The organism is Marivita sp. (genome assembly GCF_048006345.1).
Lineage (GTDB): Bacteria > Pseudomonadota > Alphaproteobacteria > Rhodobacterales > Rhodobacteraceae > Marivita.
Window position 1 is genome coordinate 2,968,406 of record NZ_CP180351.1, and the last position, 20,991, is coordinate 2,989,396.

General features: G+C 60.6%; 21 protein-coding genes. 15 read left to right on the plus strand and 6 right to left on the minus strand.

Features of this window, described 5'->3' with window-relative positions:
* The first annotated feature begins 75 nt into the window (after positions 1-75).
* The 6 genes from ACMVPR_RS14580 to ACMVPR_RS14605 all read left to right on the plus strand — a co-directional run bounded on the left by ACMVPR_RS14580 (position 76) and on the right by ACMVPR_RS14605 (position 5,469).
* On the plus strand, positions 76-1,167 hold the full coding sequence (locus tag ACMVPR_RS14580) for an ABC transporter permease (protein ID WP_300582175.1): 1,092 nt from the start codon (positions 76-78) through the stop codon (positions 1,165-1,167).
* A complete protein-coding gene (locus ACMVPR_RS14585; RefSeq protein ID WP_416883465.1) occupies positions 1,167-2,132 on the plus strand; it encodes an ABC transporter permease in 966 nt (321 codons plus the stop codon). Before ACMVPR_RS14580 ends, ACMVPR_RS14585 begins: the two co-directional genes overlap by 1 nt.
* Positions 2,133-2,292: 160 nt before the next feature.
* Positions 2,293-3,207, plus strand: a complete 915-nt coding sequence (locus ACMVPR_RS14590) for a sulfite exporter TauE/SafE family protein (RefSeq protein ID WP_416883466.1) — start codon at positions 2,293-2,295, stop codon at positions 3,205-3,207.
* Positions 3,208-3,365: 158 nt separating this feature from the next.
* Complete coding sequence (locus ACMVPR_RS14595; RefSeq protein ID WP_416883467.1) at positions 3,366-4,280, plus strand: sulfite exporter TauE/SafE family protein; 915 nt, start codon at positions 3,366-3,368, stop codon at positions 4,278-4,280.
* Positions 4,280-5,038, plus strand: a complete 759-nt coding sequence (locus ACMVPR_RS14600; protein WP_416883468.1) for a TIGR02186 family protein — start codon at positions 4,280-4,282, stop codon at positions 5,036-5,038. Before ACMVPR_RS14595 ends, ACMVPR_RS14600 begins: the two co-directional genes overlap by 1 nt.
* The gene (locus ACMVPR_RS14605; RefSeq protein WP_416883469.1) at positions 5,038-5,469 is read left to right on the plus strand and encodes an acyl-CoA thioesterase; all 432 of its coding nucleotides are present in this window, start codon (positions 5,038-5,040) and stop codon (positions 5,467-5,469) included. The genes ACMVPR_RS14600 and ACMVPR_RS14605 overlap by 1 nt, the downstream gene beginning before the upstream one ends.
* Positions 5,470-5,565: 96 nt before the next feature.
* Here ACMVPR_RS14605 and uvrC read toward each other — a convergent pair whose 3' ends face one another.
* The 5 genes from uvrC to ACMVPR_RS14630 form a co-directional block, all read right to left on the minus strand.
* Positions 5,566-7,434 (minus strand): excinuclease ABC subunit UvrC, encoded by a 1,869-nt coding sequence (gene uvrC / locus ACMVPR_RS14610; protein ID WP_416883470.1) that lies wholly within the window; start codon positions 7,432-7,434, stop codon positions 5,566-5,568.
* 311 nt (positions 7,435-7,745) lie between these two features.
* Positions 7,746-8,525, minus strand: a complete 780-nt coding sequence (locus ACMVPR_RS14615; protein ID WP_416883471.1) for an SDR family oxidoreductase — start codon at positions 8,523-8,525, stop codon at positions 7,746-7,748.
* Between the two features lie 18 nt (positions 8,526-8,543).
* Positions 8,544-9,491, minus strand: coding sequence for a calcium/sodium antiporter (locus tag ACMVPR_RS14620; RefSeq protein WP_416884660.1), 948 nt, complete (start codon positions 9,489-9,491; stop codon positions 8,544-8,546).
* Positions 9,492-9,498: 7 nt separating this feature from the next.
* Entirely contained in the window at positions 9,499-9,666 is a 168-nt protein-coding gene (locus tag ACMVPR_RS14625; RefSeq protein ID WP_292269791.1) for a hypothetical protein, read from the minus strand.
* 1 nt (position 9,667) lies between these two features.
* On the minus strand, positions 9,668-10,465 hold the full coding sequence (locus tag ACMVPR_RS14630) for a S49 family peptidase (protein WP_416883472.1): 798 nt from the start codon (positions 10,463-10,465) through the stop codon (positions 9,668-9,670).
* Positions 10,466-10,728: 263 nt separating this feature from the next.
* Here ACMVPR_RS14630 and ACMVPR_RS14635 point away from each other — a divergent pair, with 263 nt between their 5' ends.
* The 7 genes from ACMVPR_RS14635 (at position 10,729) to ACMVPR_RS14665 (ending at position 17,172) form a co-directional block, all read left to right on the plus strand.
* Positions 10,729-11,607 (plus strand): LysR family transcriptional regulator, encoded by an 879-nt coding sequence (locus ACMVPR_RS14635; protein WP_300582151.1) that lies wholly within the window; start codon positions 10,729-10,731, stop codon positions 11,605-11,607.
* 94 nt (positions 11,608-11,701) lie between these two features.
* Positions 11,702-12,526: a putative hydro-lyase gene (locus tag ACMVPR_RS14640; RefSeq protein WP_416883473.1), complete on the plus strand. Its 825-nt coding sequence runs from the start codon at positions 11,702-11,704 to the stop codon at positions 12,524-12,526.
* 27 nt (positions 12,527-12,553) lie between these two features.
* Complete coding sequence (locus ACMVPR_RS14645) at positions 12,554-13,585, plus strand: TRAP transporter substrate-binding protein (protein ID WP_416883474.1); 1,032 nt, start codon at positions 12,554-12,556, stop codon at positions 13,583-13,585.
* A 34-nt stretch (positions 13,586-13,619) separates the two neighbouring features.
* Positions 13,620-14,168 (plus strand): TRAP transporter small permease subunit, encoded by a 549-nt coding sequence (locus ACMVPR_RS14650; protein ID WP_416883475.1) that lies wholly within the window; start codon positions 13,620-13,622, stop codon positions 14,166-14,168.
* Positions 14,165-15,448 carry a TRAP transporter large permease gene (locus ACMVPR_RS14655; RefSeq protein WP_292269773.1) on the plus strand — a complete coding sequence of 428 codons (1,284 nt, stop codon included), beginning with the start codon at positions 14,165-14,167 and terminating at the stop codon, positions 15,446-15,448. The genes ACMVPR_RS14650 and ACMVPR_RS14655 overlap by 4 nt, the downstream gene beginning before the upstream one ends.
* Positions 15,449-15,488: 40 nt before the next feature.
* Positions 15,489-16,178, plus strand: a complete 690-nt coding sequence (locus ACMVPR_RS14660) for a 5-oxoprolinase subunit B family protein (RefSeq protein WP_416883476.1) — start codon at positions 15,489-15,491, stop codon at positions 16,176-16,178.
* On the plus strand, positions 16,171-17,172 hold the full coding sequence (locus tag ACMVPR_RS14665; RefSeq protein ID WP_416883477.1) for a biotin-dependent carboxyltransferase family protein: 1,002 nt from the start codon (positions 16,171-16,173) through the stop codon (positions 17,170-17,172). Before ACMVPR_RS14660 ends, ACMVPR_RS14665 begins: the two co-directional genes overlap by 8 nt.
* A 58-nt stretch (positions 17,173-17,230) precedes the next feature.
* Here ACMVPR_RS14665 and ACMVPR_RS14670 read toward each other — a convergent pair whose 3' ends face one another.
* Positions 17,231-19,429, minus strand: coding sequence for a primosomal protein N' (locus ACMVPR_RS14670; protein WP_416883478.1), 2,199 nt, complete (start codon positions 19,427-19,429; stop codon positions 17,231-17,233).
* Between the two features lie 79 nt (positions 19,430-19,508).
* On the opposite strand from ACMVPR_RS14670, the gene fsa reads away from it, so the two are divergent.
* Positions 19,509-20,162: a fructose-6-phosphate aldolase gene (fsa, locus tag ACMVPR_RS14675; RefSeq protein ID WP_292271253.1), complete on the plus strand. Its 654-nt coding sequence runs from the start codon at positions 19,509-19,511 to the stop codon at positions 20,160-20,162.
* 122 nt (positions 20,163-20,284) lie between these two features.
* Positions 20,285-20,989, plus strand: coding sequence for a DUF484 family protein (locus ACMVPR_RS14680; protein WP_292271250.1), 705 nt, complete (start codon positions 20,285-20,287; stop codon positions 20,987-20,989).
* Positions 20,990-20,991 lie beyond the last annotated feature (2 nt).

A 20,991-nucleotide genomic window follows, 5' to 3' on the forward strand; every position in this document is an offset into this window, starting at 1 on the left:
CGACGATCCACCAGTCGACGCCGGAAAGGCCCAAGACTGCCGACACCAAGAAAGACCCCGAGGAGAGCGACAAAAATGGATAAGATGCCCGGCTGGGCCGACGCGGTCCTTGTCCCCCTGATCTCGCTCATCCTTGCCGCAATCCTGTCGGCTCTGGTGATCATCGGCATCGGCGAAGACCCGGTTGCCGCGTTCAAGTTGATGGTCGACGGCGCACTGATGCGGTCTTCTGGCTGGGGATATACGCTCTACTACGCGACCAACTTCATCTTCACCGGCCTTGCCGTCGCTGTCGCCTTCCATGCGCGGCTGTTCAACATCGGTGGCGAAGGTCAGGCGATGATCGGCGGTTTGGGTGTGGCGCTCGCCTGCCTCTATATCCCATGGCCGAACTGGTACGTGGCACTTGTGGGCGCAACCGTGTCAGCCGCCATCTTCGGCGCACTCTGGGCGCTGATCCCAGCCTATCTGCAAGCCAAGCGCGGCAGCCATATCGTGATCACCACGATCATGTTCAACTTCATCGCCGCCGCCCTGCTGAATTACGTCCTTGTCAACATCCTGCGTCCGCAAGGCGCAATGGACCCGGCAACCGCCCGCTTCCCCGAAGCGACGAAACTGCCCACTTTCCAGGACATGTTCTCAACCGCCGAAACCGCCATGTTCCGCGGCGCACCGGCAAACGTGACCTTCTTTCTGGCCATAGCGATGTGCCTCGTGGTCTGGCTGCTGATCTGGCGCACCAAGCTGGGTTACGAAATCCGCGCCTTTGGCCAGTCGGAATCAGCGGCGAAATACGCTGGCATCAGCCCGGTCAAGATCACCGTGGTGGCCATGCTGATCTCGGGTGGTCTGGCGGGCATGATGGCGCTCAACACCACCATGGGTGAGGCGGAACGCCTTGTCATGAACGCGACCGAAGGTGCCGGGTTCATCGGTATCGCCGTCGCGCTGATGGGCCGCTCGCATCCGTTGGGTGTACTGTTGGCGGCGCTGCTGTTCGGCTTTCTCTACCAAGGAGGCGCAGAACTGGCGCTCTGGACCAACATTCCACGCGAACTGATCGTGGTGATTCAGGCTCTGGTGATCCTCTTTACCGGCGCGCTCGACAACATGGTGCGGATGCCGCTTGAAAAACTCTTCCTCGCCTCCCGGAGGAAAGCCTGATGGATTTCGTGACACTTCTTCAGGTGCTCGACAGCACTGTCCGTCTGGCCACACCGTTGCTGCTGGCCTGCCTTGCGGGCCTCTTCAGCGAACGCGCCGGCATCTTTGACATCGGTCTAGAGGGCAAGATGCTCGCCGCCGCGTTCTTCTCCGCCGCGATTGCCGCGATCACCGGAGACGTGTGGATGGGGCTTGGCGCAGGCATTCTTGCGTCACTGGCGCTGTCGGTCCTGCACGGGCTGGCATCGATCACCTTCCGGGGAAACCAGCTGATCTCGGGCGTTGCGATCAACTTTCTCGCGGCGGGTCTCACGGTCCTGATCGCACAGGACTGGTTCAGCCAGGGTGGCCGAACCCCGTCGCTGATCGGCGCGGGACGGTTCGAGGCAATCACCCTTCCCGGAGTGGAGGCGGTCGCGGGGATTCCGCTTATTGGACCGATCTATGCCGAGCTGATTTCAGGCCACTCGATTCTTGTCTATGTCGCCTTCGCCATGGTGCCCCTCACATGGTGGCTGCTTTACAGGACACGCTTCGGCCTGCGTCTGCGCGCCGTGGGTGAAGCGCCCGAGGCCGTCGATACTGCGGGCATCTCAGTCGTCGGCCTGCGCTATGTCGCTGTGGGTATCTGCGGCGTGCTCTGCGGCATTGCGGGCGCCTACCTTGCCACGGCGTTGCAGGCTGGTTTCGTCAAGGACATGACCGCCGGGCGCGGATTCATCGCGTTGGCCGCGTTGATTTTTGCCAAGTGGCGGCCCTGGTATGCGCTTTATGCCTGCCTGCTCTTCGGACTACTTCAGGCCGTAGCGCTGCGGTATCAGAACATCGACCTTGGGGCCTTTATCGTGCCAGTGCAGTTCATGGATGCCCTGCCCTATATCCTGACCGTGGTGATCCTCGCCGGGTTCGTCGGCAAGGCGATCCCGCCGCGCGCCGGTGGCGAGCCCTACGTCAAGGAACGCTGACAGTCGGATTAAGCGAGCGTTTCCGTCAACGGAAACGGGTGATGCGTTGACGCATCACCCGGCTTCGCCTGAGTCCAGTTAAATTACAATCATAAGTCCTTTTTGCACCTGCGGCACCGCATCGCTTGAAACGCGCCGTCGCTTGCGACTAAGGACGACCATGCAAATTTACCTGCCCATCGCAGAAGTCTCGGTCAACGCTTTCCTGCTTCTTGGATTGGGAGGACTGGTGGGCCTGCTGTCGGGCATGTTCGGCGTCGGGGGCGGCTTTCTGATCACGCCCCTGCTGTTTTTCGTGGGTATCCCACCAGCGGTGGCTGTGGCGACGTCGGCCAACCAGATCGTCGGCTCCTCGGTCTCTGCGCTTTTGCCACATATCCGACGCCGCAACGTCGACTTCCGAATGGGGAGCATCCTGCTGGCAGGGGGCCTCATGGGCTCTGCGCTTGGGGTCTATGTTTTCAATTTCCTCAAGACGCTGGGCCAAGTCGACCTGATGGTGAACCTGTGCTACGTCGTCTTCCTCGGCGCAGTGGGCAGCCTGATGTTCGTCGAAGGCCTGCAGGCGCTGCGCCGAGCCAAGCGAGGGGTTGCGCCGAAACGGCGCAAACACAACTGGGTGCATGGCCTGCCGCTCAAGATGCGGTTCCGGGTGTCCGGCATCTACATCTCTGTCATTCCACCACTGCTGGTCGGGCTGCTGGTTGGCGTGCTTTCGGCGATCATGGGCGTGGGCGGCGGATTCATCATGGTGCCCGCAATGATCTATCTACTCAGCATGCCCACAAAAGTGGTGGTGGGCACATCGCTTTACCAGATCATCTTCGTAACCGCGTTCACCACCTTGCTGCATGCCACGACGAACTACACAGTCGATATTCTGCTGGCGGTCCTGCTTCTGATCGGTGGCGTTGTGGGCGCGCAGTTCGGCGCGATGATCGGATTGCGCCTGAAAGCCGAACAATTGCGGATCCTGCTGGCCGGTCTCGTCCTTTTGGTGTGCGCCAAGCTGGCCATTGATCTCGCAATTCCACCCGCTGACATCTACTCGGTCACGGAGGTGATCGTAAAATGATCAACCACTGGTCCGGCAGCATGGGATGTCCCGCTCCAATCGCCTGTGCGGCGCCATATCGGGCGTACTGTGCCCGGGATCAGACACGACCGCGCTACAACCAATGGCGCTCTCCTTCGGCGCTTGAAAGCGCCAAGCCCATGAGGCTACAGAAGACTATGCAGATATACCTCCCCATCGCCGAAATCTCGGTCAATGCGTTTCTATTGCTTGGCTTGGGCGGGATCGTTGGTGTTCTGTCTGGCATGTTTGGCGTCGGTGGTGGCTTTCTGATGACGCCCCTTCTGTTCTTCATCGGCATTCCACCCGCTGTCGCCGTCGCGACCGAGGCGAACCAGATCGTCGCGTCGTCTTTCTCGGGTGTTCTCGCACATCTCAGGCGCAAGACGGTCGATCTGAAAATGGGGACTGTCCTTTTGGTCGGCGGTCTCCTCGGTGCCGGTTTGGGTGTCTGGCTCTTCAACTACCTCAAGAGCCTCGGTCAGGTCGATCTGCTGGTCAAACTCTGTTACGTTTTGTTCCTTGGCGTCATCGGCTCGCTGATGTTCGTCGAAAGCCTGAACGCGATCCGCAAGACGCGCGCCGGCGTGGCACCCAAGCGCAAGAAGCATAACTGGATTCACGGTCTGCCCTTCAAGATGCGGTTTCGCACCTCGGGTCTTTATATCTCGGTGATCCCTCCGATCATCGTCGGTGTGCTTGTTGGCATCCTTGCCGCGATCATGGGCGTTGGTGGCGGCTTCATCATGGTGCCTGCCATGATCTACCTGCTTGGCATGCCGACCAAGGTTGTCGTTGGCACGTCTCTTTTCCAGATCATTTTCGTCACCGGCTTTACCACGCTGCTGCACGCCACCACCAACTACACGGTAGACATTGTGCTTGCCGTCTTGCTGCTGATAGGCGGCGTTGTGGGCGCGCAGATCGGAACAGTGATCGGGGCCAAGCTCAAGGCGGAGCAATTGCGCATCCTGCTTGCCATCATGGTCCTTGCCGTCTGCGGCAAGCTGGCGCTCGATCTTCTGATCCAACCGTCCGAGTTGTTCTCGATCGGAACGGCGGGAGGTCACTGATGCGCGGGCTGCTCCTGATCCTCCTGCTCCTCGCTGCACCCTTGCGGGCCGAAGAAGTGGTGCTGGGTCTCAGCCAGGACGAAGTATCGATCTCGACCAATTTCGACGGGTCCGAAATCATCATCTACGGCGGCATCAAGCGCGAAGCGCCGATCCCGCAGGACCAGCCGTTGCAGGTGATCGTCACCATCGCCGGGCCGCAGGAACCCATCACGGTCCGTCGCAAAGACCGCGTTGCAGGCATTTGGGTGAACACCGATGCCATGGATGTGTCCGCCGCGCCAAGCTTTTACGCGATTGCCACTTCCGCGCCCTGGGGCGAGGTGCTGAACGAAGCGGACGATCTGCGCCATAACGTGTCGATCCCGCGCCGAATCCGGTCCATCGGGGCTTGGTCGCAGGTGGCCAACCCGCAGGAATTCATCGACGCGCTTGTGCGCATCCGCATGGACAACGGTCTCTATGTTCTGGCCGAAGGCGCGGTGGACCTGCGGGAATCGACCCTGTTCAATGCGGCGATCCACATGCCCGCGAACCTGACCGAAGGCGAATACAAGACCCGCGTGTTCCTTACACGAGGTGGCAAGGTGGTGTCGAAATACGAAACCAGCATCGACGTGCGCAAGGTTGGTCTGGAACGCTGGCTGTTCAACCTCTCGCGCCAGCAGCCGCTGGTATACGGACTGTTGTCGCTGGCCATTGCCATCGCCGCCGGGTGGGGCGCGTCCGCCGCGTTCAGGCTGTTGCGGTCCGGCTGATGCCCAGAACGCCGCCCGGAACCCGCGCCGAGTATCGCGCCTTCCGCACCCTGCCCACCCGCTGGCAGGACAATGACGAATACGGTCACCTGAACAACGCCACCTATTACGCGCTGTTCGACACTGCCGTCAGCCTTTGGCAGATGGAACAGGGGATCGAGATCCGGGGACCGAACGCCACGAAATTCCTCGTCGTCGAAAGCGGCTGCCGCTACCACGCGGAACTCGGCTTTCCCGATATCCTGACCGCTGGCATCCGCATCGCCCATATCGGCACCTCGTCCTTCCGTTACGAGGTCGCACTCTTCGGCAATGACAGTGACATCGCTGGGGCGGAAGGCTTCTTCACGCAAGTCCATGTTGGAGATGAGGGGCGCCCTACCCAACTCTCCGACGCGGTGCGACAGACACTAAGCCAACTCAGCGTCTGATCTTCTCTGTTTCAATAATACCTCCGCTGCAATCATCTCGCAGGCCCGTCAAGGCCAAAGCACCCTGCGTGCGTGTGCCGCACTCAATAAAGCCACCTATCCTTTTTCGTGAAAGAACGCGTAGATGCGTTCCGCCAGCGCCTCGCTGACGCCCTCCACCGCTTTCAAATCCGCAAGGTTCGCCCGGCTGACTGCCTTGGCTGATCCGAAATGCGCCAAGAGCGCGCGTTTACGTGCACCTCCGACACCCGAAATCTCGTCCAACGGGTTCGCCATCTGGGACTTTGCCCGTTTCGCCCGGTGCGTGCCGATGGCGAAGCGGTGCGCCTCGTCGCGCAGGCGTTGGACAAAGTACAAGACAGGATCATTGTGGCGCAGCGCAAAGGGGCGTGTGCCCGAGCGGTGGAACTCTTCCTTGCCCGCATCCCGGTCCACACCTTTGGCCACACCGACCATCGGCACATCATCGACACCGTATTCGGTCATGATTTCGCGCACGGCTGACACCTGCCCCGCGCCGCCGTCGATCAAAAGCAGATCCGGCCACAACCCCTTGTCACGCTCGGGATCATCCTTGAGCAACCGTTTGAACCGCCGGGTCAGCACCTCTTTCATCATGCCGAAATCGTCACCAGGGGTCAGTTCGTCCCCCTTGATGTTGAACTTGCGGTACTGGTTCTTGATGAACCCGTCCGGCCCTGCAACGATCATGGCACCAACGGCATTGGTTCCCTGAATATGGCTGTTGTCGTAGACTTCGATCCGCTGCGGTGGCGCTTCAAGTCCAAAGGCTTCGGCCAAACCGCGCAGCAGCTTGGTCTGCGTCGCGGTTTCCGCCATCCGTCGGGCCAACGATTCCTTTGCATTGCGCAGCGCGCCATCCACCAGTTCCGACTTTTCGCCCCGACGTGGAACCGCGATCTCGACCTTGCGCCCCAGCTTGCCCGTCAAAGCCTCGGTCATCAGGTCTTCGTTTTCGATCGGATGTGACAGCAGCAACAGCCGCGCAGGTTCCTTGGTGTCGTAGAATTGACCGATGAAGGCCTCTAGCACCTCGGCCTCTTCCACGTCCGGGCCGACCCGCGGATAGAAATCCCGGTTGCCCCAGTTCTGGTTCGCCCGGATGAAGAAGACCTGAACGCAAGCCTGTCCCTTTTCCAGATGCAGCGCGATCACATCCGCCTCGGTCACACCGCGCGGGTTGATCCCTTGCGCCGTCTGAACCTGCGTCAACGCCCGGATGCGATCCCGCAACGCGGCGGCGCGTTCGAACTCCATCTCTTCCGACGCCTGCGCCATTTGCTTGGCCAGCGTTTCCTGCACATGCGTTGACTTTCCCGACAGGAACCGTTCGGCGTCGCGGACGCTTTCGGCGTAGTCGGCCTCCGAGATCTTTCCGACGCAAGGCCCGGAGCAGCGCTTGATCTGATATTGCAGGCAGGGCCGTGTCCGGCTGTCGAACATGGCATCTGAGCAATTGCGCAGCAGGAACACGCGCTGCAACTGGTTCAATGTCCGGTTCACCGCGCCCGCACTGGCGAAGGGGCCGTAATAGGCGCCTTTGTCTTTCTTGGCGCCGCGATGCTTGTGGATCATCGGAAAGGCATGATCCGTGACATGGATGTTCGGAAACGATTTGTCGTCCCGCAAAAGTACGTTGTAGCGCGGCTTGAGCTGCTTGATGAGGTTCTGTTCCAGCAACAGCGCTTCGGTCTCGGTCCGCGTCGTCAGGAACATCATCGACGCGGTTTCCGAAATCATCCGCGCGATGCGGCCCGAGTGCTGCGGTGACGGTCGCGAGTAATTCGAGACCCGCGCGCGCAGGTTCCGCGCCTTGCCGACATAGAGAACACGCGCCTGAGCATCGAGCATTCTGTAGACACCCGGACTGGAGTCCAGCGTCTTGAGATAGCTCTGAATACAGGCATATCCGGTCACTTTGTCAGCTTCGATTTCCTTGGTCATGTCAGCCCGAGTTTACGGTTGCGCAGTTCGCGCGATTCTTAAGGTTTCGCTGCCCCATTGCACCCCACGATGCAACCTTTAAGGCATCCACGGTTTCTGTGGATAAGTCTGCGGAGAAGATTTGAATGTTAAGGATTTTCCCTTGTTTTTCGGCACCCTCCCTGAAATGCCCAATTTTTAGGCAATTTTTCAAGTTATTGAAATTAAAAGATTTTTAATTATCTTTAGATCAAGTTACTGAAAACATTAACACTTTCGTAACGCTTTCGTAACGTCAACGCGAACGGTGCAAAACTTGTTTTCCGCGGGCATCATTCGACCCCGATCACATCCGGTGTCTGCCATCCCAGATGCTGTCCGCCGTCGACACACAACAGCTGTCCCGTGACCCCCGGCGCGTCGAGAAAGTAGCCCAAGGCGCCTGTAATGTCGGACGTATTCGAACCACGTTGCAGCACCGTTGCGGCACGCTGCTTGGCGAAATGCGCCTCGCTCTGGCGACCGCCCCGCAAGGTTGGGCCGGGACCGATCGCATTGACGCGGCAGGCGGGCGCGAGGGCCTGCGCAGCGGTCTGGGTGAAGGCCCACAGCCCCATCTTGGCAATCGTGTAGGTCATGAATTCTGGCGTCAGCTTGCGCACCCGCTGGTCGATCATGTTGATGACCAGACCGGGTGCGACCGGTTCGTTCATGTCGTCGATCTCGGGGGTGGGCAGTTGCGCTGCGAAATGCTGGGTCAGCACGAAGGGTGCGCGCAGATTGCTTTCCAGATGCCGGTCCCAGCTGTCGCGGGTTGCCGTTTCGATATTGTCATATTCGAAGATCGAAGCGTTGTTGATGAGAACTGTCAACGGCCCGCCGATGCCCGCAATCGCGGCGTCGGTCAGAGCTTGTGTCTCGTCCTCGTTCAACAGATCGGCTTGTACGGTGCAGGCCTGCTGCCCCTTGGCGCGGATCAATTCTGCCACCTCTTCAGCTTCATCGGCAGAGCTGGCGTAGTGCACGGCAACATCAAAGCCGCGATCCGCAAGGTAGAGCGCCATCGCGCGCCCCAGCCGTTTTCCTGCTCCTGTGATCAATGCCTTGCTCATGAGGTCTGCCCTTTGCGCTTACATGATGACAAGCGCAATGTAGCCCAGATAGAGCGCCGACAAGACCACACCCCAGAGGCGCGTCAGGTCTTTGGCAAGGAACACCAGCGGGAAGATCAGGACCGACGCGCCCAGCATGACCCAGAGGTCGAAGCGCAGGAATTCGGGATCGACCGGGATCGGGGCGATAAGGGAGGCGACACCGATGATGGCCAGAAGGTTGAACATGTTCGACCCGATCACGTTGCCCAGCGCCACATCCGCCTGACGCCGCAGCGCCGCCATGACGGTGGTTGCCAACTCTGGCAGCGAGGTGCCCAAGGCGACCAGGGTCAGACCAATCACCGTGTCACTGACACCAAAGATCGTCGCGATCTCGACCGCGCTGTCGACAAGCAGGTCTGCGCCCAAGGGAAGCCCCACGAGACCAAGGGCCAAGTAGAGGATGATCTTCCACCACGGCATGTCCGGGTCAGCGCCTTCGGGTTCTTCTTCATCGTCCGCTTTTTGACCGGCGCGTCTGTGGGCCAGCGCCTCGCGCATGGAGTCACCCAGGATCACCGCGAGGACGACCAGAAGGACAATCCCGGCAATCCAGTCGAATACACCGCGGAACGCCAGAGCAATGAACAGCACGGACGAGGCCAGCATGATCACATAGCTTTTGCGCGTGTCGCATTCGCTGGTGTGCATCACCGCCAGCAAGGCAGGGATACCCAGAACCAACAGGACGTTGGCAGTATTCGAGCCCACCACATTGCCCAGCGCGATACCCGGCACGTTTTCCATTGCCGCCTTGATCGAGATGAGCAGTTCGGGCGCGGAGGTGCCAAAGGCAACGACGGTCAGGCTGACGATCAGCGCGGGGATACCGATGCGCAATGACAGGTTGACCGCACCCTTGACCAGCGCGTCGCCTGCCAACAGCAGGATCACCAGACCGATGACGACCCCCCCCCAGATCATCGCCATGTCAGCTTGCCTTTCCGGTACAGGGGCACGGACCTTTGCCGATGCGATAACGTCCGCATTTGCGGCATTTGGCGCTGGCCAGACGTTTCGCGCCGGGGATGCGCAGCTTGCCGAACATGGCCAGCACGGCGATGAAAACGAGGAACAGTAGAACGATCTTGCTGATCACGTCAGAGCCCGTACCGCGCGAACTCGGCGCGCTCTTCAATGACGCTAAGCGCGTCGTCGGTGAGTTTCGCGCCGAAACGGCTGAGGAAGGGTCGGCGTTGTTCGTAACGACGGAATTTCACCTTTTCGCCGAAACGCTCTTTCATCGCCGGAACAAGATGTCCGATGTGATCCGCCAGTCCGACATCGACAGCGCCCTGCCCGACCCAAATCTCGCCCGTGAATAGGTCCGGGTTGTCCGCGAGTTTCGCACCCCGGCCGGTCTTTACCTGATTGATGAAGGTTTCGTGCAACTGGCCCAGCAGCTTGTTCAGGCGCGCAACGTCTTCTTCACTTTCGGGGCGGAACGGGTCGAGCATGGATTTGGATTTGCCCGCCGTATAAACGCGGCGCTCAATACCCTGCCGTTGCAGGAACACATGCGCACCGAACCCGGCAGAGATGACACCGATGGAGCCAAGGATGGAGGCCGGATCGGCGTAGATTTCATCTGCAGCACTTGCGATCCAGTAGCCGCCCGAGGCAGCGACATCTTCGACAAAGGCATAAACCGGGGTTTCGGTTTCGTCGGCCAGACGGCGAATGCGCGCGCCGATCAGAGAGCTTTGCACAGGCGATCCGCCGGGCGAATTGATTTCAATCGCGACCGCAGCAGGCTTGCCCTTGCGGAATGCCTTTTCAAGAAGAGTCCGAAGGCTTGCGTCGCTCAGGGTCCCACGTGACCCCGCAGCAATCGTACCTTGCATCCGAACAACCGCGACTGTGGGGTCGGATTTCACAAATGGAATAAAGCGCTTCATACCGGCCCATGTAGAATGCAGGTGAGGGGCATACAAGGCATGGCACGAAATATGGCCACCCTGTGGGGCGATGGTCGCAGGGCAGAACGACATCCTTTATGACCTATTGTTTCGCGCGCGAAACATTGGGGCCAGAACGGCCCTATTAACCCTTTGTTAACCTTTGACGAATTTGCGGATTTCGGATTCCTGGCAAGTCCCAAACCGAAACCACCAATCAATTTATCGTTTTGTGGCCGGACTGATAAATTCTATGAAAGACCATGACCTTCGATCAGATCCGAACTTTCCTTTGGGTGGCGCGACTTGGCGGCTTTCGCAAAGCCGCCGACAAGTTGCATTTGTCCCAGCCTGCCGTATCGACGCGCATCTCCAATCTCGAACAGGAACTCAAGGTTCCGCTGTTCGAACGCGGCCCCGGTGATCTGATCCTGACCAAGCATGGCACGCTGTTGCTGTCCTATGCAGAACAGATGCTGTTCGTGGAGGAAGAGATCAAACAGCGGGTCGCCAATCCGTCTGAGACCGAAGGGCTGTTCCGCGTCGGGGCGTCCGAGACCATCGCGCAGGCGTGGTTGCCGGAATTCCTCAAGACCTTCAGCGAGCATTACCCCCGCGTGAACGTCGATCTGACCGTCGACATCTCGTTGAACCTGCGGTCCGCGCTGCTGGAACGGAGCCTTGATCTGGCGCTGCTGATGGGACCGATCTCCGAGTTCTCGGTTGAGAATGTGCCGCTCCCAACCTTTGATCTGCATTGGTATCGGTCAACGGCGAACCCGCAGACCGATCTGAGCAAGATCCCGGTCATTTCCTATGCGAGCAAGACACGGCCTTACCGGGAATTGATGTCGGAGCTATCGCGTCGCGTTGGACCGAAGCTGCGGATTTACACCTCGGCGTCGTTATCCGCGAGTCTCAAGATGATTGCGGCGGGAATCGCTGTTGGTCCCTACCCGCGGGCACTTGCGGATGATTTTCTGAAGTCCGGGCAGATCGTCGAATTCGATCCAGGGTTCCACCCTCAGCCCTTGGCCTTTACCGCGTCTTACCTGTCGGAGCCGCGCAGCTTTCTTGTTGAAAGAAGTGCGGAATTTGCCCGCGAGGTGGCGATGGCGTGGGACAAGACCCACCCCAAGTAGATCAAGAATTTTTATCGCGATTGATATAAAATGATAATTTGCGCGGAAGCGAAGCACCGTGTGATGCTTTGGCATTCACAGGAAGGAGCCGCTGATGGCAAAAGAGCGTGTATCGCATTCCAGCCTGATCGGTGCATCCCCAGCAGAGGTGCGCACCGCGATCCGACGCGGGTCATATGACGGGCACACGGCAGGTCTGGCCGCGGGTTATCTGCAATGCAACCTTGCCATATTGCCGGAACGCTATGCGCTGGATTTCCTTCGCTTTTGCCAGCGCAATCCCAAGCCCTGCCCGGTTGTGGGTGTCGGCGACACCGGTGATCCGATGCTGCGCACCTTGGGCCATGACATCGACATCCGCACCGATGTGTCCAAGTACAGGGTGTTCCGCGATGGAGCCTTCAGCGAGGAAGTCACCGACATCAGCGATGTTTGGGCCGACGACCTTGTGACCGTCGCGCTTGGCTGTTCGTTTACGTTCGAGAACGCGCTGATGCGCAATGACATCCCGGTGCGCCACATTGAGAGCGGACGCAACGTGCCGATGTTCAGAACCAGCATCAACCTTGTTCCCGCCGGTCCGTTTGGCGGCCAGATGGTGGTAACGATGCGTCCGATCCCCGAACATCAGGTCGAGCAGACCCGCACGATCTGTGCTCGGTATCCACAGGCGCATGGCGCGCCGATTGCCAATGGCGATCCTGCGCATATCGGCATCGACGACCTGTCGCAGCCCGATTGGGGGGACGCGGTCGAGATCCATGATGGCGAGGTGCCGGTCTACTGGGCCTGCGGCGTGACCCCGCAAAACGTTCTACTGGCGGCAGGTCTGCCGCTCTGCATCACGCATTCACCGGGACACATGTTGATCGCAGATGTGGCCGAAGACGCCGAAACACCGATCCTGAAAAACACATAAAACCGATCCAACAAGGAGACCTTTCCAATGAAAAAATCGCTCGCTCTGTTGATGGCAAGCACCGTGTGTGCCACGCCCGTCTTTGCCGAAACCCTGTCCGTTGTCGGAAGCTGGTCCAGCCTGCCGCTGCACAACCAGTACGAAGCCCCGTTCTGGAGCGAAACGCTGCCTGCGGCGTCTGGCGGTGATCTGACCGTGGAGTTGACCACGCACAACCAGATGAGCCTTGGACTGGGCGACATCTACCCGCTTCTTGGTCAGGGGGTCTATGACGTGGCGATGACCGTGGCGGATTATGCGGTGGCCGACGCGCCCGAACTGGAAGGGCTGGATGTGCCGCTGATCGCGCTGACCGCCGACGAGGCCCGTGCCATGGTTGATGCGGCGCGCCCGATGGTCGAAGACATCTACAAAGCGCGCTTCAACAGCCATGTGCTGGCAATTGCGCCCTACCCGCCGCAGGTCGTGTTCTGCAATCACGAGATTTCCAACCTTGCCGATCTGGAAGGTCTGAAAGTGCGTGCCTCGGGCCGGATGACCGCCAAGCTGCTTGAGGCGCTTGGGGCCGAGGGCGTGAACGTGTCCTTCGCGGAAGTGCCGGGCGCGTTGCAGAATGGCGTGGTTGATTGTGCCGTCACCGGTGCCGGGTCGGGATACAGCGCGGGCTGGTGGGAAGTGTCCACACATCTGCTGCCGATCCCGCTGGGCGGCTGGGATTCGGTTGTGACCGCGATCAACATGGACAAGTGGAACAGCCTGTCCGACGATCAGAAAGCGCTGATCGAAAGCGAGATCAAATCCGGTTTCGAAGACCCGGCATGGGCCAGTGCGCAGGATGCGCTTGTCAACGACATCGCCTGCCTGACCGGCAATGGCGATTGCCCGTCGGGTGACGCGCGGTCGATGACACTGCTCGAAGTCAGCGATGCCGATTTCGAGCGGGCGCGGGATATCCTGACAAGCGAAGTGCTGCCCGAATGGGCCGAACGCGCTGGCGGTGACTGGGCCGCGCGTTGGAACGACAGCGTTGGCAAAGTTGTCGGTGTGACGATCAACTGATCTTGCGTTGAAGCCGTCAGGAGGCGTGCCGGATATGGAACTTGAGATGATCGACAGATTGCGACGGATCAACCGTGGCGTTGCCCTTGTGGTGGGTCTGGGGCTGCTGATCTGTGCGGGGTTTGTCCTGCTTGACATCATCATGCGCCAGATCGGCACGTCGCTTGGCGGCACCGAAGAGATCGCGGGCTACGCCATGGCGCTCGCGACCTCTTGGGGCATGTCCTTTACGCTTTTGGAGCTGGGGCATGTCCGTATTGACCTGCTGCGCAGTCGCGCGGGGTCGTTTGTGCGGGCGCTGTTCGATGTGTTTTCGATGGTCGTCATGTCGGGGGTGATCATCACCATCGCGATCAAGTCATGGCCAGTACTGGAGCGGTCTTTAGTAAACGGTTCACGCGCCAATACGCCACTTGAGACACCCTTGGCCTGGGTGCAGGCCCCGTGGTTCGCCGGGTGGGTGTGGTTTGCGCTCATGTCGACGCTGGTCACGCTGGCGGCGCTCAGCCTGCTGATCAAACGCCGCCATGAAGAGACCGAGAGCTTTGTCGGGGCCTTCGCGGAACAGGACAGCCTGCAATGATCTTTTATGTCTCTGTCGGTCTTCTGGGCCTGTTGTCGCTGTCCATACCCGTGGGGATCGTGCTGTTCCTTTTGGGCTTCGGGATCGACACGTTCTTTTCCAGCTTTCCACTGACCCGGGGTCTGGGGAACATGGTGTGGTCGGCCTCGAACTCGGCCACGCTGATCGCCATTCCGTTCTTTGTGCTGCTGGGCGAGATCCTTGTCCGCAGCGGTGTCGCGACACGCACTTACGCGGCGCTGGATCGCTGGGTGTCGTGGCTGCCGGGTGGGCTGGTGCACGCCAATATTGCCACGGCGACCATGTTTTCGGCCACGTCGGGGTCGTCAGTGGCCACGGCAGCAACAGTCGCCACGGTGGCGATGCCGCAGGCCGAAAAGCTCGGCTACGATCCCAAGCTCTTTTCCGGCGCGATTGCAGCGGGTGGGACATTGGGCATCATGATCCCGCCGTCGATCAACCTGATCGTCTACGGGTTCCTGACCCAATCCTCGATCCCGCAACTGTTTCTGGCCGGGCTGATCCCCGGTCTGGCTCTGGCGGTGGCGTTCATGGCGGTCACTGCGGTGATCTGCCTGATCCGTCCAAACCTTGGCGGTGTGCGCCGCACCTTTCCGTTTCCGCAGATGCTGCGGGCGTTGATCGACCTGATCCCGATCCTGATCCTGTTCGGCCTGATCGTCGGCTCGATCTATCGCGGCTGGGCCACCCCAACCGAGGCGGCTGCCGTGGGTGTCGCCGGGGCGCTGGTCATTGCACTGGTGTTTGGCGGCGTGTCCTGGGGGATGCTGACCGAGAGCCTGATGGGAACGGTCAAGATCACCTCGATGATCATGCTGATCGTCATCGGCGCATCTTTCCTCAACTTCACGCTGGCTTCGGCGGGCTTGGGCCGCGAGCTGACCGAGTTCATGACAGGATTGGGTCTTACACCACTCAAGACAATCCTTGTGGTGGTGGTGCTTTATATCGTGCTCGGGTTCTTCATCGAAACGCTGTCTCTGATGGTGGTGACGATCCCGATCATCGTGCCGCTGGTGATCGCGCAGGGCTATGATGTGATCTGGTTCGGCATCCTGATGATCGTGCTGATCGAGATGGCGCTGATCACACCGCCCGTGGGTTTGAACCTCTACGTGGTTCAAGGCGCGCGGAAATCGGGAAGTCTGAACGAGGTGATGCTGGGGGCGCTGCCCTATTGCCTGACCATGCTGGCCATGGCCTTCCTGCTGATCGCGTTTCCAAGCATCGCGCTCTTCCTGCCAAACGCGCTGCAATAACAGCAAACCTTACTTTTTGACTGTCTGAAAGAGGTCCACCATGGAGCCTTGGTTCAAACCTGTTGCCGATCATGCTGTGCTGGTCTGCTTTTCGGAAACCCATGACGAGGTCGCCCATACGCGGGTCTTGGCGCTCGACAAGGCGATTGCCGCAAACCCGCCTGTTGGCATGATCGAAACTGTTCCGGCGCTTGTGAACCTGCTGGTGCGGTTCAATGTGACGGCCACCGACCATGTCGCGGTCGAAGCCCATGTGCGCAACCTCTTGAAACATCTGATGACAGAGAAGAGCGTCGGGCAGGTGCGGCAGGTGCAGGTCTGTTACGAGGCACCCTTTGCGCCCGATCTTGACGCGGTTGCGGCGGCGACCGGGTTGACCCCGGATTCGGTGATCGCTGCGCATATGGCAGGATGTTATGACGTGCTGATGTACGGGTTTTCGCCCGGCTACGCCTATCTGTCTGGCATCCCGCAAGACATCCAAATCCCGCGCAAACCGGCGGCGGTGCGCGATGTGCCTGCGGGAAGCGTCATCATCGCGGGGCCGCAATGCCTTGTGACCACCCTGACCATGCCGACCGGCTGGTCGATCATTGGGCGGTCGCCGACCCCGATCCTGACCGGGGACCTCGCGCGCCCGTTCCTCTTTGATGTGGGCGACCGGGTTGTGTTCCAGAGGATTGATCTTGCGACATTTGAACGTGCGCAGAGGGAGGTGGCCCATGTCTGATGCGACTTTCGCGGTCAGTTTCGCTGGGCCTTTGGTTACGGTGCAGGACGCGGGCCGGCCGGGACATATGCGATACGGTGTGTCAGCCTCCGGCCCGATGGACCGACTTGCCTTTGATGCGGCGCACGCGGCGTTGGGCAATCCGCCCGGAGCGACAGGGATCGAGGTGTCCTTGGGCGGTCTGGTCTTGACCTGCACCTCGGGCGCGGTTTCCCTCGCAGTCACGGGTGGCGATTTCGTGGTCGAACATCGCGGGAGAAAGCAGAGCGCGTGGTGCGTGGTGACCGTCGAGAAGGGGGACAGGATCACCATTCGTGGCGGAAAGAGCGGAAGCTGGGCGTATGTTGCCTTGGCGGGAACACTCAACGCCGAGCATTGGCTGGAAAGCACAGCGACCCACGCGGTGTCCGGCTTTGGCGGTGGCCCGTTGCAGGCTGGACAAACCTTGAGGATCACCGGCGCGGCTGTCCGCGAAGAGCGGACAGGCGATATTGCGCGGCCCGAGTTTGTTCCAACGGGACCCGTGCGGGTGGTGACCGGGCCACAGGATCAGCATTTCACGGATGATGCGCTGCGGCGGTTCCTGACCGAGAAGTTTGCGGTGACCGATGCCTACGATCGGATGGGGATGCGGTTGCGAGGACCCGAATTGCCGCTTGCGGGGGCCTTGTCGATCCCGTCGGAACCGATTGTGCGCGGCTCCGTGCAGGTGTCGGGGGATGGTGTGCCGACGGTTCTGTTGGCAGATCACCAGACAACCGGAGGGTATCCAAAGATCGCGACGGTGATTGCGCCGGACATCGACCATTTGGTGCAATTGCGGTCTGGGGACGGGGTGCGTTTTGCGGCAGTCTCGGCGGCTGAGGCCGTTGGGGCGGCGCGCGACTATGCGGTGTGCAAGGCGGAATATCTGGAGCAGATCGCCGTCCCACGCGGGACATTGGGCCAAAGGTTGATGCGGGTGAACCTCATCCATGCCTGCGTTCTGGACTGAGCGGCGCGGACGCGTCGACGCGTCCGGGTTTTCAGTCGACTGAAAACAGGCGCTGACCTCAGTAGAAGCTCTGCGGGTCGATGTCGATGGCCATGCGCAGCTCTCCCTTGAGGCGGAAGGGTTTGATCCATTCCGCCAGCGCGGGTTGCAGCGCGGTGCCCTTCGGAGCCTTGACCAGAAGTCGTACCCTGTGGCGGCCACGCACCCGCGCGATGGGGGCTGGGGCTGGGCCAAAGACCTGTGCGCCGACGCGGCGCAGAGGCCCGTCGTTTCGGGCCAGTGCATTGCCGAGGTCGAACACCTCTTGCACGTCGGTCGAGGACAGGATGATCCCGGCGAGACGGCCATAGGGCGGCACACCCGCGGCACGGCGTTCGCCGGCTTCGGCAGTCCAGAAGTCCTGCTCGTCCCCGGACAGGATCGCGCGGATCACAGGGTGTTCGGGCTGATAGGTCTGCATCAGCGCCTGACCCGGCTTGTCAGCGCGCCCGGCCCGTCCAGCCACCTGTCGCATCAGCTGGAACGTGCGTTCCGCTGCGCGCAGGTCCGAGCCTTGCAGACCCAGATCGGCGTCTATCACACCGACCAGCGTGAGCAGCGGGAAGTTATGCCCCTTGGCGACAAGCTGCGTGCCGATGATCAGGTCCGCGCCCCCGCTGGCGATGGTCTCGATCTCGGCCTTGAGAGCACGGGCGGAGCCGAACATGTCGGAGGACAACACCGCGAGGCGGGCGTCAGGGAAGAGCGTCTGCGCCTCTTCCGCAAGGCGTTCGACACCGGGACCGACAGCGGCAAGTTTGTCTTCGGCTTCGCAGGAAGGGCAGGTGTTGGGCATCGGTTTTGTCTCGCCACATTGGTGGCAGACAAGGCGTTTGAGGAAGCGGTGTTCCACCATGCGGGCATCGCAGTGGTCGCAGCCGATCTGGTGCCCGCAGGCGCGGCAAATGGTGACCGGGGCGTAGCCGCGCCGGTTGATGAAGAGAAGCGCCTGTTCGCCATTGTCGAGCCGCTGTTGCACGGCCCGTTGCAAGGTTGGAGAGATCCAGCTTGAGCTGGGGAGTTGTTCGTTGCGCATGTCGATGGCGCGCATGTCGGGCATGACAGCGGCGCCGAAACGGGAGGTCAATTCAAGCTTGGTGTACTTGCCTGCGTCGGCATTGGCCCAGCTCTCAAGACTTGGCGTGGCGGAGGCGAGGATCACCTGTGCGCCGCAGATCGACGCGCGCAGCACAGCCATGTCGCGGGCGTTATAGAGCACGCCGTCTTCCTGCTTGTAGGACGTGTCGTGTTCTTCATCGACGACGATCAGGCCCAGATCGCGGAACGGGAGGAACAGCGCGGATCGCGCTCCAACGACGAGTTGCGCACCGCCCTGTGCCGTCATCTTCCAGACGCGGCGGCGTTCGGTGATCGTCACACCGGAATGCCATTCGGCTGGTTTGGCACCAAAGCGCGCGTCGACGCGAGTGAGGAATTCGGCGGTCAGAGCGATTTCGGGCAAGAGAACCAGAGCCTGACGGCCTTGGGACAGACATTCGGCGACCGCTTCGAGATAGACCTCGGTCTTGCCTGATCCTGTGACGCCTTTCAGCAGGGTTGTGCCATAGCTGCGCGTGGCGACGGCGGCGCGTAGAGTGGCAGACGCAGTGGACTGATCTGCGGTCAAGTCCTTGCCTGCGTAGGTCGGATCGAGCGTTGGGAAGGGCATATCGCGCGGGCTGTCTTCCTCGCGGACCGCACCCTGTTTCACCAGACCTTTGACGACAGAGGTGGTCACGCCCGCCGCTTCGGCCACTTCCTTGAGCGTCAGAGACAGGCCTCCCATCTCGCGCAGTACGTCGAGTACGCGGGTGCGGGCGTCGGTCATGCGGTCTGGAGCGCAGTCGCCCAGACGGTAGATCTTGCGCATCGACGGCGGGTCACCCAGTCCCGGCGCACGGGTGGCCAGCCGAAGCATCGCGGGCATCGGGGTGAGCGTGTAGTCGCCTGCGCGGGTGAGGAACGACATCAGTTCTTCGCGCATCGGCGCGGCATCGAGCACCCGGATCACCGACCGCACCTTGGAGATGTCGTAATCCCCCTGCCCCGGTCCCCAGACAACCCCCAGAACCTTGCGTGGGCCAAGCGGCACCTCGACGAAAGCGCCCAGATGGCAGCCCCCTTCCGGCGCGCGGTAATCCAGCACCCGGTCCAATGGCTGGGTGGTCAACACGCCGATCAGCGCGCCCTCATCGAAATAGCTGGATGTTAGCGCCATCAGTTCAGGGTTTCCGTCGTCATTGTCATGGGGTAAAGCCCACTGTAGGAAAGGCCAACCCATCACAGGAGCGACAGCCATGAAATTCTTTGTCGACACAGCCGAAATAGACGCGATCGCGGAACTCAACGATCTGGGGATGGTCGATGGCGTGACCACCAACCCTTCCCTGATCAAGAAATCCGGGCGCGATATCCTCGAAGTGACCAAGGAAATCTGCGATCTGGTCTCGGGTCCGGTGTCCGCCGAAGTGGTGGCGCTCAAGGCCGAGGACATGATCGCGGAAGGCCGCAAGCTGGCCGAGATTGCCGAGAACATCGCGGTAAAGGTGCCGCTGACCTGGGACGGTCTGAAGGCGTGCAAGGTGCTGACCGACGAAGGCAAGATGGTCAACGTGACGCTGTGTTTCTCGGCCAATCAGGCGCTTCTGGCGGCCAAGGCCGGGGCGACGTTCATCTCGCCGTTCATCGGGCGTCTGGACGATCTGAACATGGACGGTTTGGACCTGATCGCGGATATCCGCGAGATCTACGACAATTACGGATTTGAGACCAACATTCTTGCCGCGTCGATCCGCACCGCAAACCACATGAGCGAATGCGCCAAGATCGGCGCCGATGTGGCCACCGCACCGCCCGCCGTGATCAAGGCGATGGCGAACCATGTGCTGACCGACAAGGGTCTGGACCAGTTCGTCAAGGACGCGGCAGCGGCCAATATCAAGATCCTCTGAGCAAAGCGTTCCTGCGCATCTGCCACAGTTTTTCCGAGTTGCCCGCATTTGATTGAAAAAATGCGGGCATCTTTTTGGTGTGGCTGATAGTGTCCCGCAAAATACACCACCAAGAGGTTGGTATGAGCAGCCCCCGTATCGACGACGACTTGCGCGAAACCATCATGTCGCGCCCTGACGTGATTCTCGAAGATCAGGACCTGATGCGGGCTCTGATCGCCGCGAATGAACGTGCCATGGGCGGCAATATCGTGGACCTGCGCGGTATCGCGATGGACCGGCTTGAAGCGCGGCTGGATCGGCTGGAAGACACGCACCGGTCGGTGATCGCCGCGGCCTACGAAAACCTCGCGGGCACCAATCAGGTGCATCGGGCCATCCTGCGCATGCTCGATCCGGTGGAATTTGAATCCTTTCTGCGTGATCTGGGCGGTGACGTGGCCGAGATTCTGCGGGTCGATGTGATCAAGCTGGTGCTCGAATCCGTTCAGAACGATGAAGACCCGGCCATCAAACGGCTTGGATCGGTTCTGTCCGTCGCGGCCCCCGGTTTCATCGACGCCTATCTGAGCACGGGGCGCAATGCGCCGCCGCGGCAGGTCACGCTGCGCCAGATCGACACCGGCACGCGCGAGATTTACGGCGACAAGGCGGACTGGATCCGCTCCGAGGCCTGTCTCAAGCTGGATTTCGGACCGGGGCGTCTGCCTGGATTGCTCGTAATGGGTGCGGAAGACCCGCACCAGTTCACTCCGCAGCAGGGCACCGACCTTCTGACCTTCTTTACAGGTGTGTTCGAGCGCCAGATGCGGCGCTGGTTGTCGTGACA

What these genes read in the sequence shown, in the direction of transcription:
- uvrC (WP_416883470.1), bottom strand. Translation starts at nt 7,434, where the DNA reads ATGACCAAGGAAATCGAAGCTGACAAAGTGACCGGATATGCCTGTATT.
- ACMVPR_RS14605 (WP_416883469.1), top strand. Translation starts at nt 5,038, where the DNA reads ATGCCCAGAACGCCGCCCGGAACCCGCGCCGAGTATCGCGCCTTCCGC.
- ACMVPR_RS14595 (WP_416883467.1), top strand. Translation starts at nt 3,366, where the DNA reads ATGCAGATATACCTCCCCATCGCCGAAATCTCGGTCAATGCGTTTCTA.
- ACMVPR_RS14585 (WP_416883465.1), top strand. Translation starts at nt 1,167, where the DNA reads ATGGATTTCGTGACACTTCTTCAGGTGCTCGACAGCACTGTCCGTCTG.
- ACMVPR_RS14590 (WP_416883466.1), top strand. Translation starts at nt 2,293, where the DNA reads ATGCAAATTTACCTGCCCATCGCAGAAGTCTCGGTCAACGCTTTCCTG.
- ACMVPR_RS14620 (WP_416884660.1), bottom strand. Translation starts at nt 9,491, where the DNA reads ATGATCTGGGGGGGGGTCGTCATCGGTCTGGTGATCCTGCTGTTGGCA.
- ACMVPR_RS14635 (WP_300582151.1), top strand. Translation starts at nt 10,729, where the DNA reads ATGACCTTCGATCAGATCCGAACTTTCCTTTGGGTGGCGCGACTTGGC.
- fsa (WP_292271253.1), top strand. Translation starts at nt 19,509, where the DNA reads ATGAAATTCTTTGTCGACACAGCCGAAATAGACGCGATCGCGGAACTC.
- ACMVPR_RS14645 (WP_416883474.1), top strand. Translation starts at nt 12,554, where the DNA reads ATGAAAAAATCGCTCGCTCTGTTGATGGCAAGCACCGTGTGTGCCACG.
- ACMVPR_RS14630 (WP_416883472.1), bottom strand. Translation starts at nt 10,465, where the DNA reads ATGAAGCGCTTTATTCCATTTGTGAAATCCGACCCCACAGTCGCGGTT.
- ACMVPR_RS14580 (WP_300582175.1), top strand. Translation starts at nt 76, where the DNA reads ATGGATAAGATGCCCGGCTGGGCCGACGCGGTCCTTGTCCCCCTGATC.
- ACMVPR_RS14640 (WP_416883473.1), top strand. Translation starts at nt 11,702, where the DNA reads ATGGCAAAAGAGCGTGTATCGCATTCCAGCCTGATCGGTGCATCCCCA.
- ACMVPR_RS14665 (WP_416883477.1), top strand. Translation starts at nt 16,171, where the DNA reads ATGTCTGATGCGACTTTCGCGGTCAGTTTCGCTGGGCCTTTGGTTACG.
- ACMVPR_RS14670 (WP_416883478.1), bottom strand. Translation starts at nt 19,429, where the DNA reads ATGGCGCTAACATCCAGCTATTTCGATGAGGGCGCGCTGATCGGCGTG.
- ACMVPR_RS14650 (WP_416883475.1), top strand. Translation starts at nt 13,620, where the DNA reads ATGGAACTTGAGATGATCGACAGATTGCGACGGATCAACCGTGGCGTT.
- ACMVPR_RS14655 (WP_292269773.1), top strand. Translation starts at nt 14,165, where the DNA reads ATGATCTTTTATGTCTCTGTCGGTCTTCTGGGCCTGTTGTCGCTGTCC.
- ACMVPR_RS14660 (WP_416883476.1), top strand. Translation starts at nt 15,489, where the DNA reads ATGGAGCCTTGGTTCAAACCTGTTGCCGATCATGCTGTGCTGGTCTGC.
- ACMVPR_RS14680 (WP_292271250.1), top strand. Translation starts at nt 20,285, where the DNA reads ATGAGCAGCCCCCGTATCGACGACGACTTGCGCGAAACCATCATGTCG.
- ACMVPR_RS14600 (WP_416883468.1), top strand. Translation starts at nt 4,280, where the DNA reads ATGCGCGGGCTGCTCCTGATCCTCCTGCTCCTCGCTGCACCCTTGCGG.
- ACMVPR_RS14615 (WP_416883471.1), bottom strand. Translation starts at nt 8,525, where the DNA reads ATGAGCAAGGCATTGATCACAGGAGCAGGAAAACGGCTGGGGCGCGCG.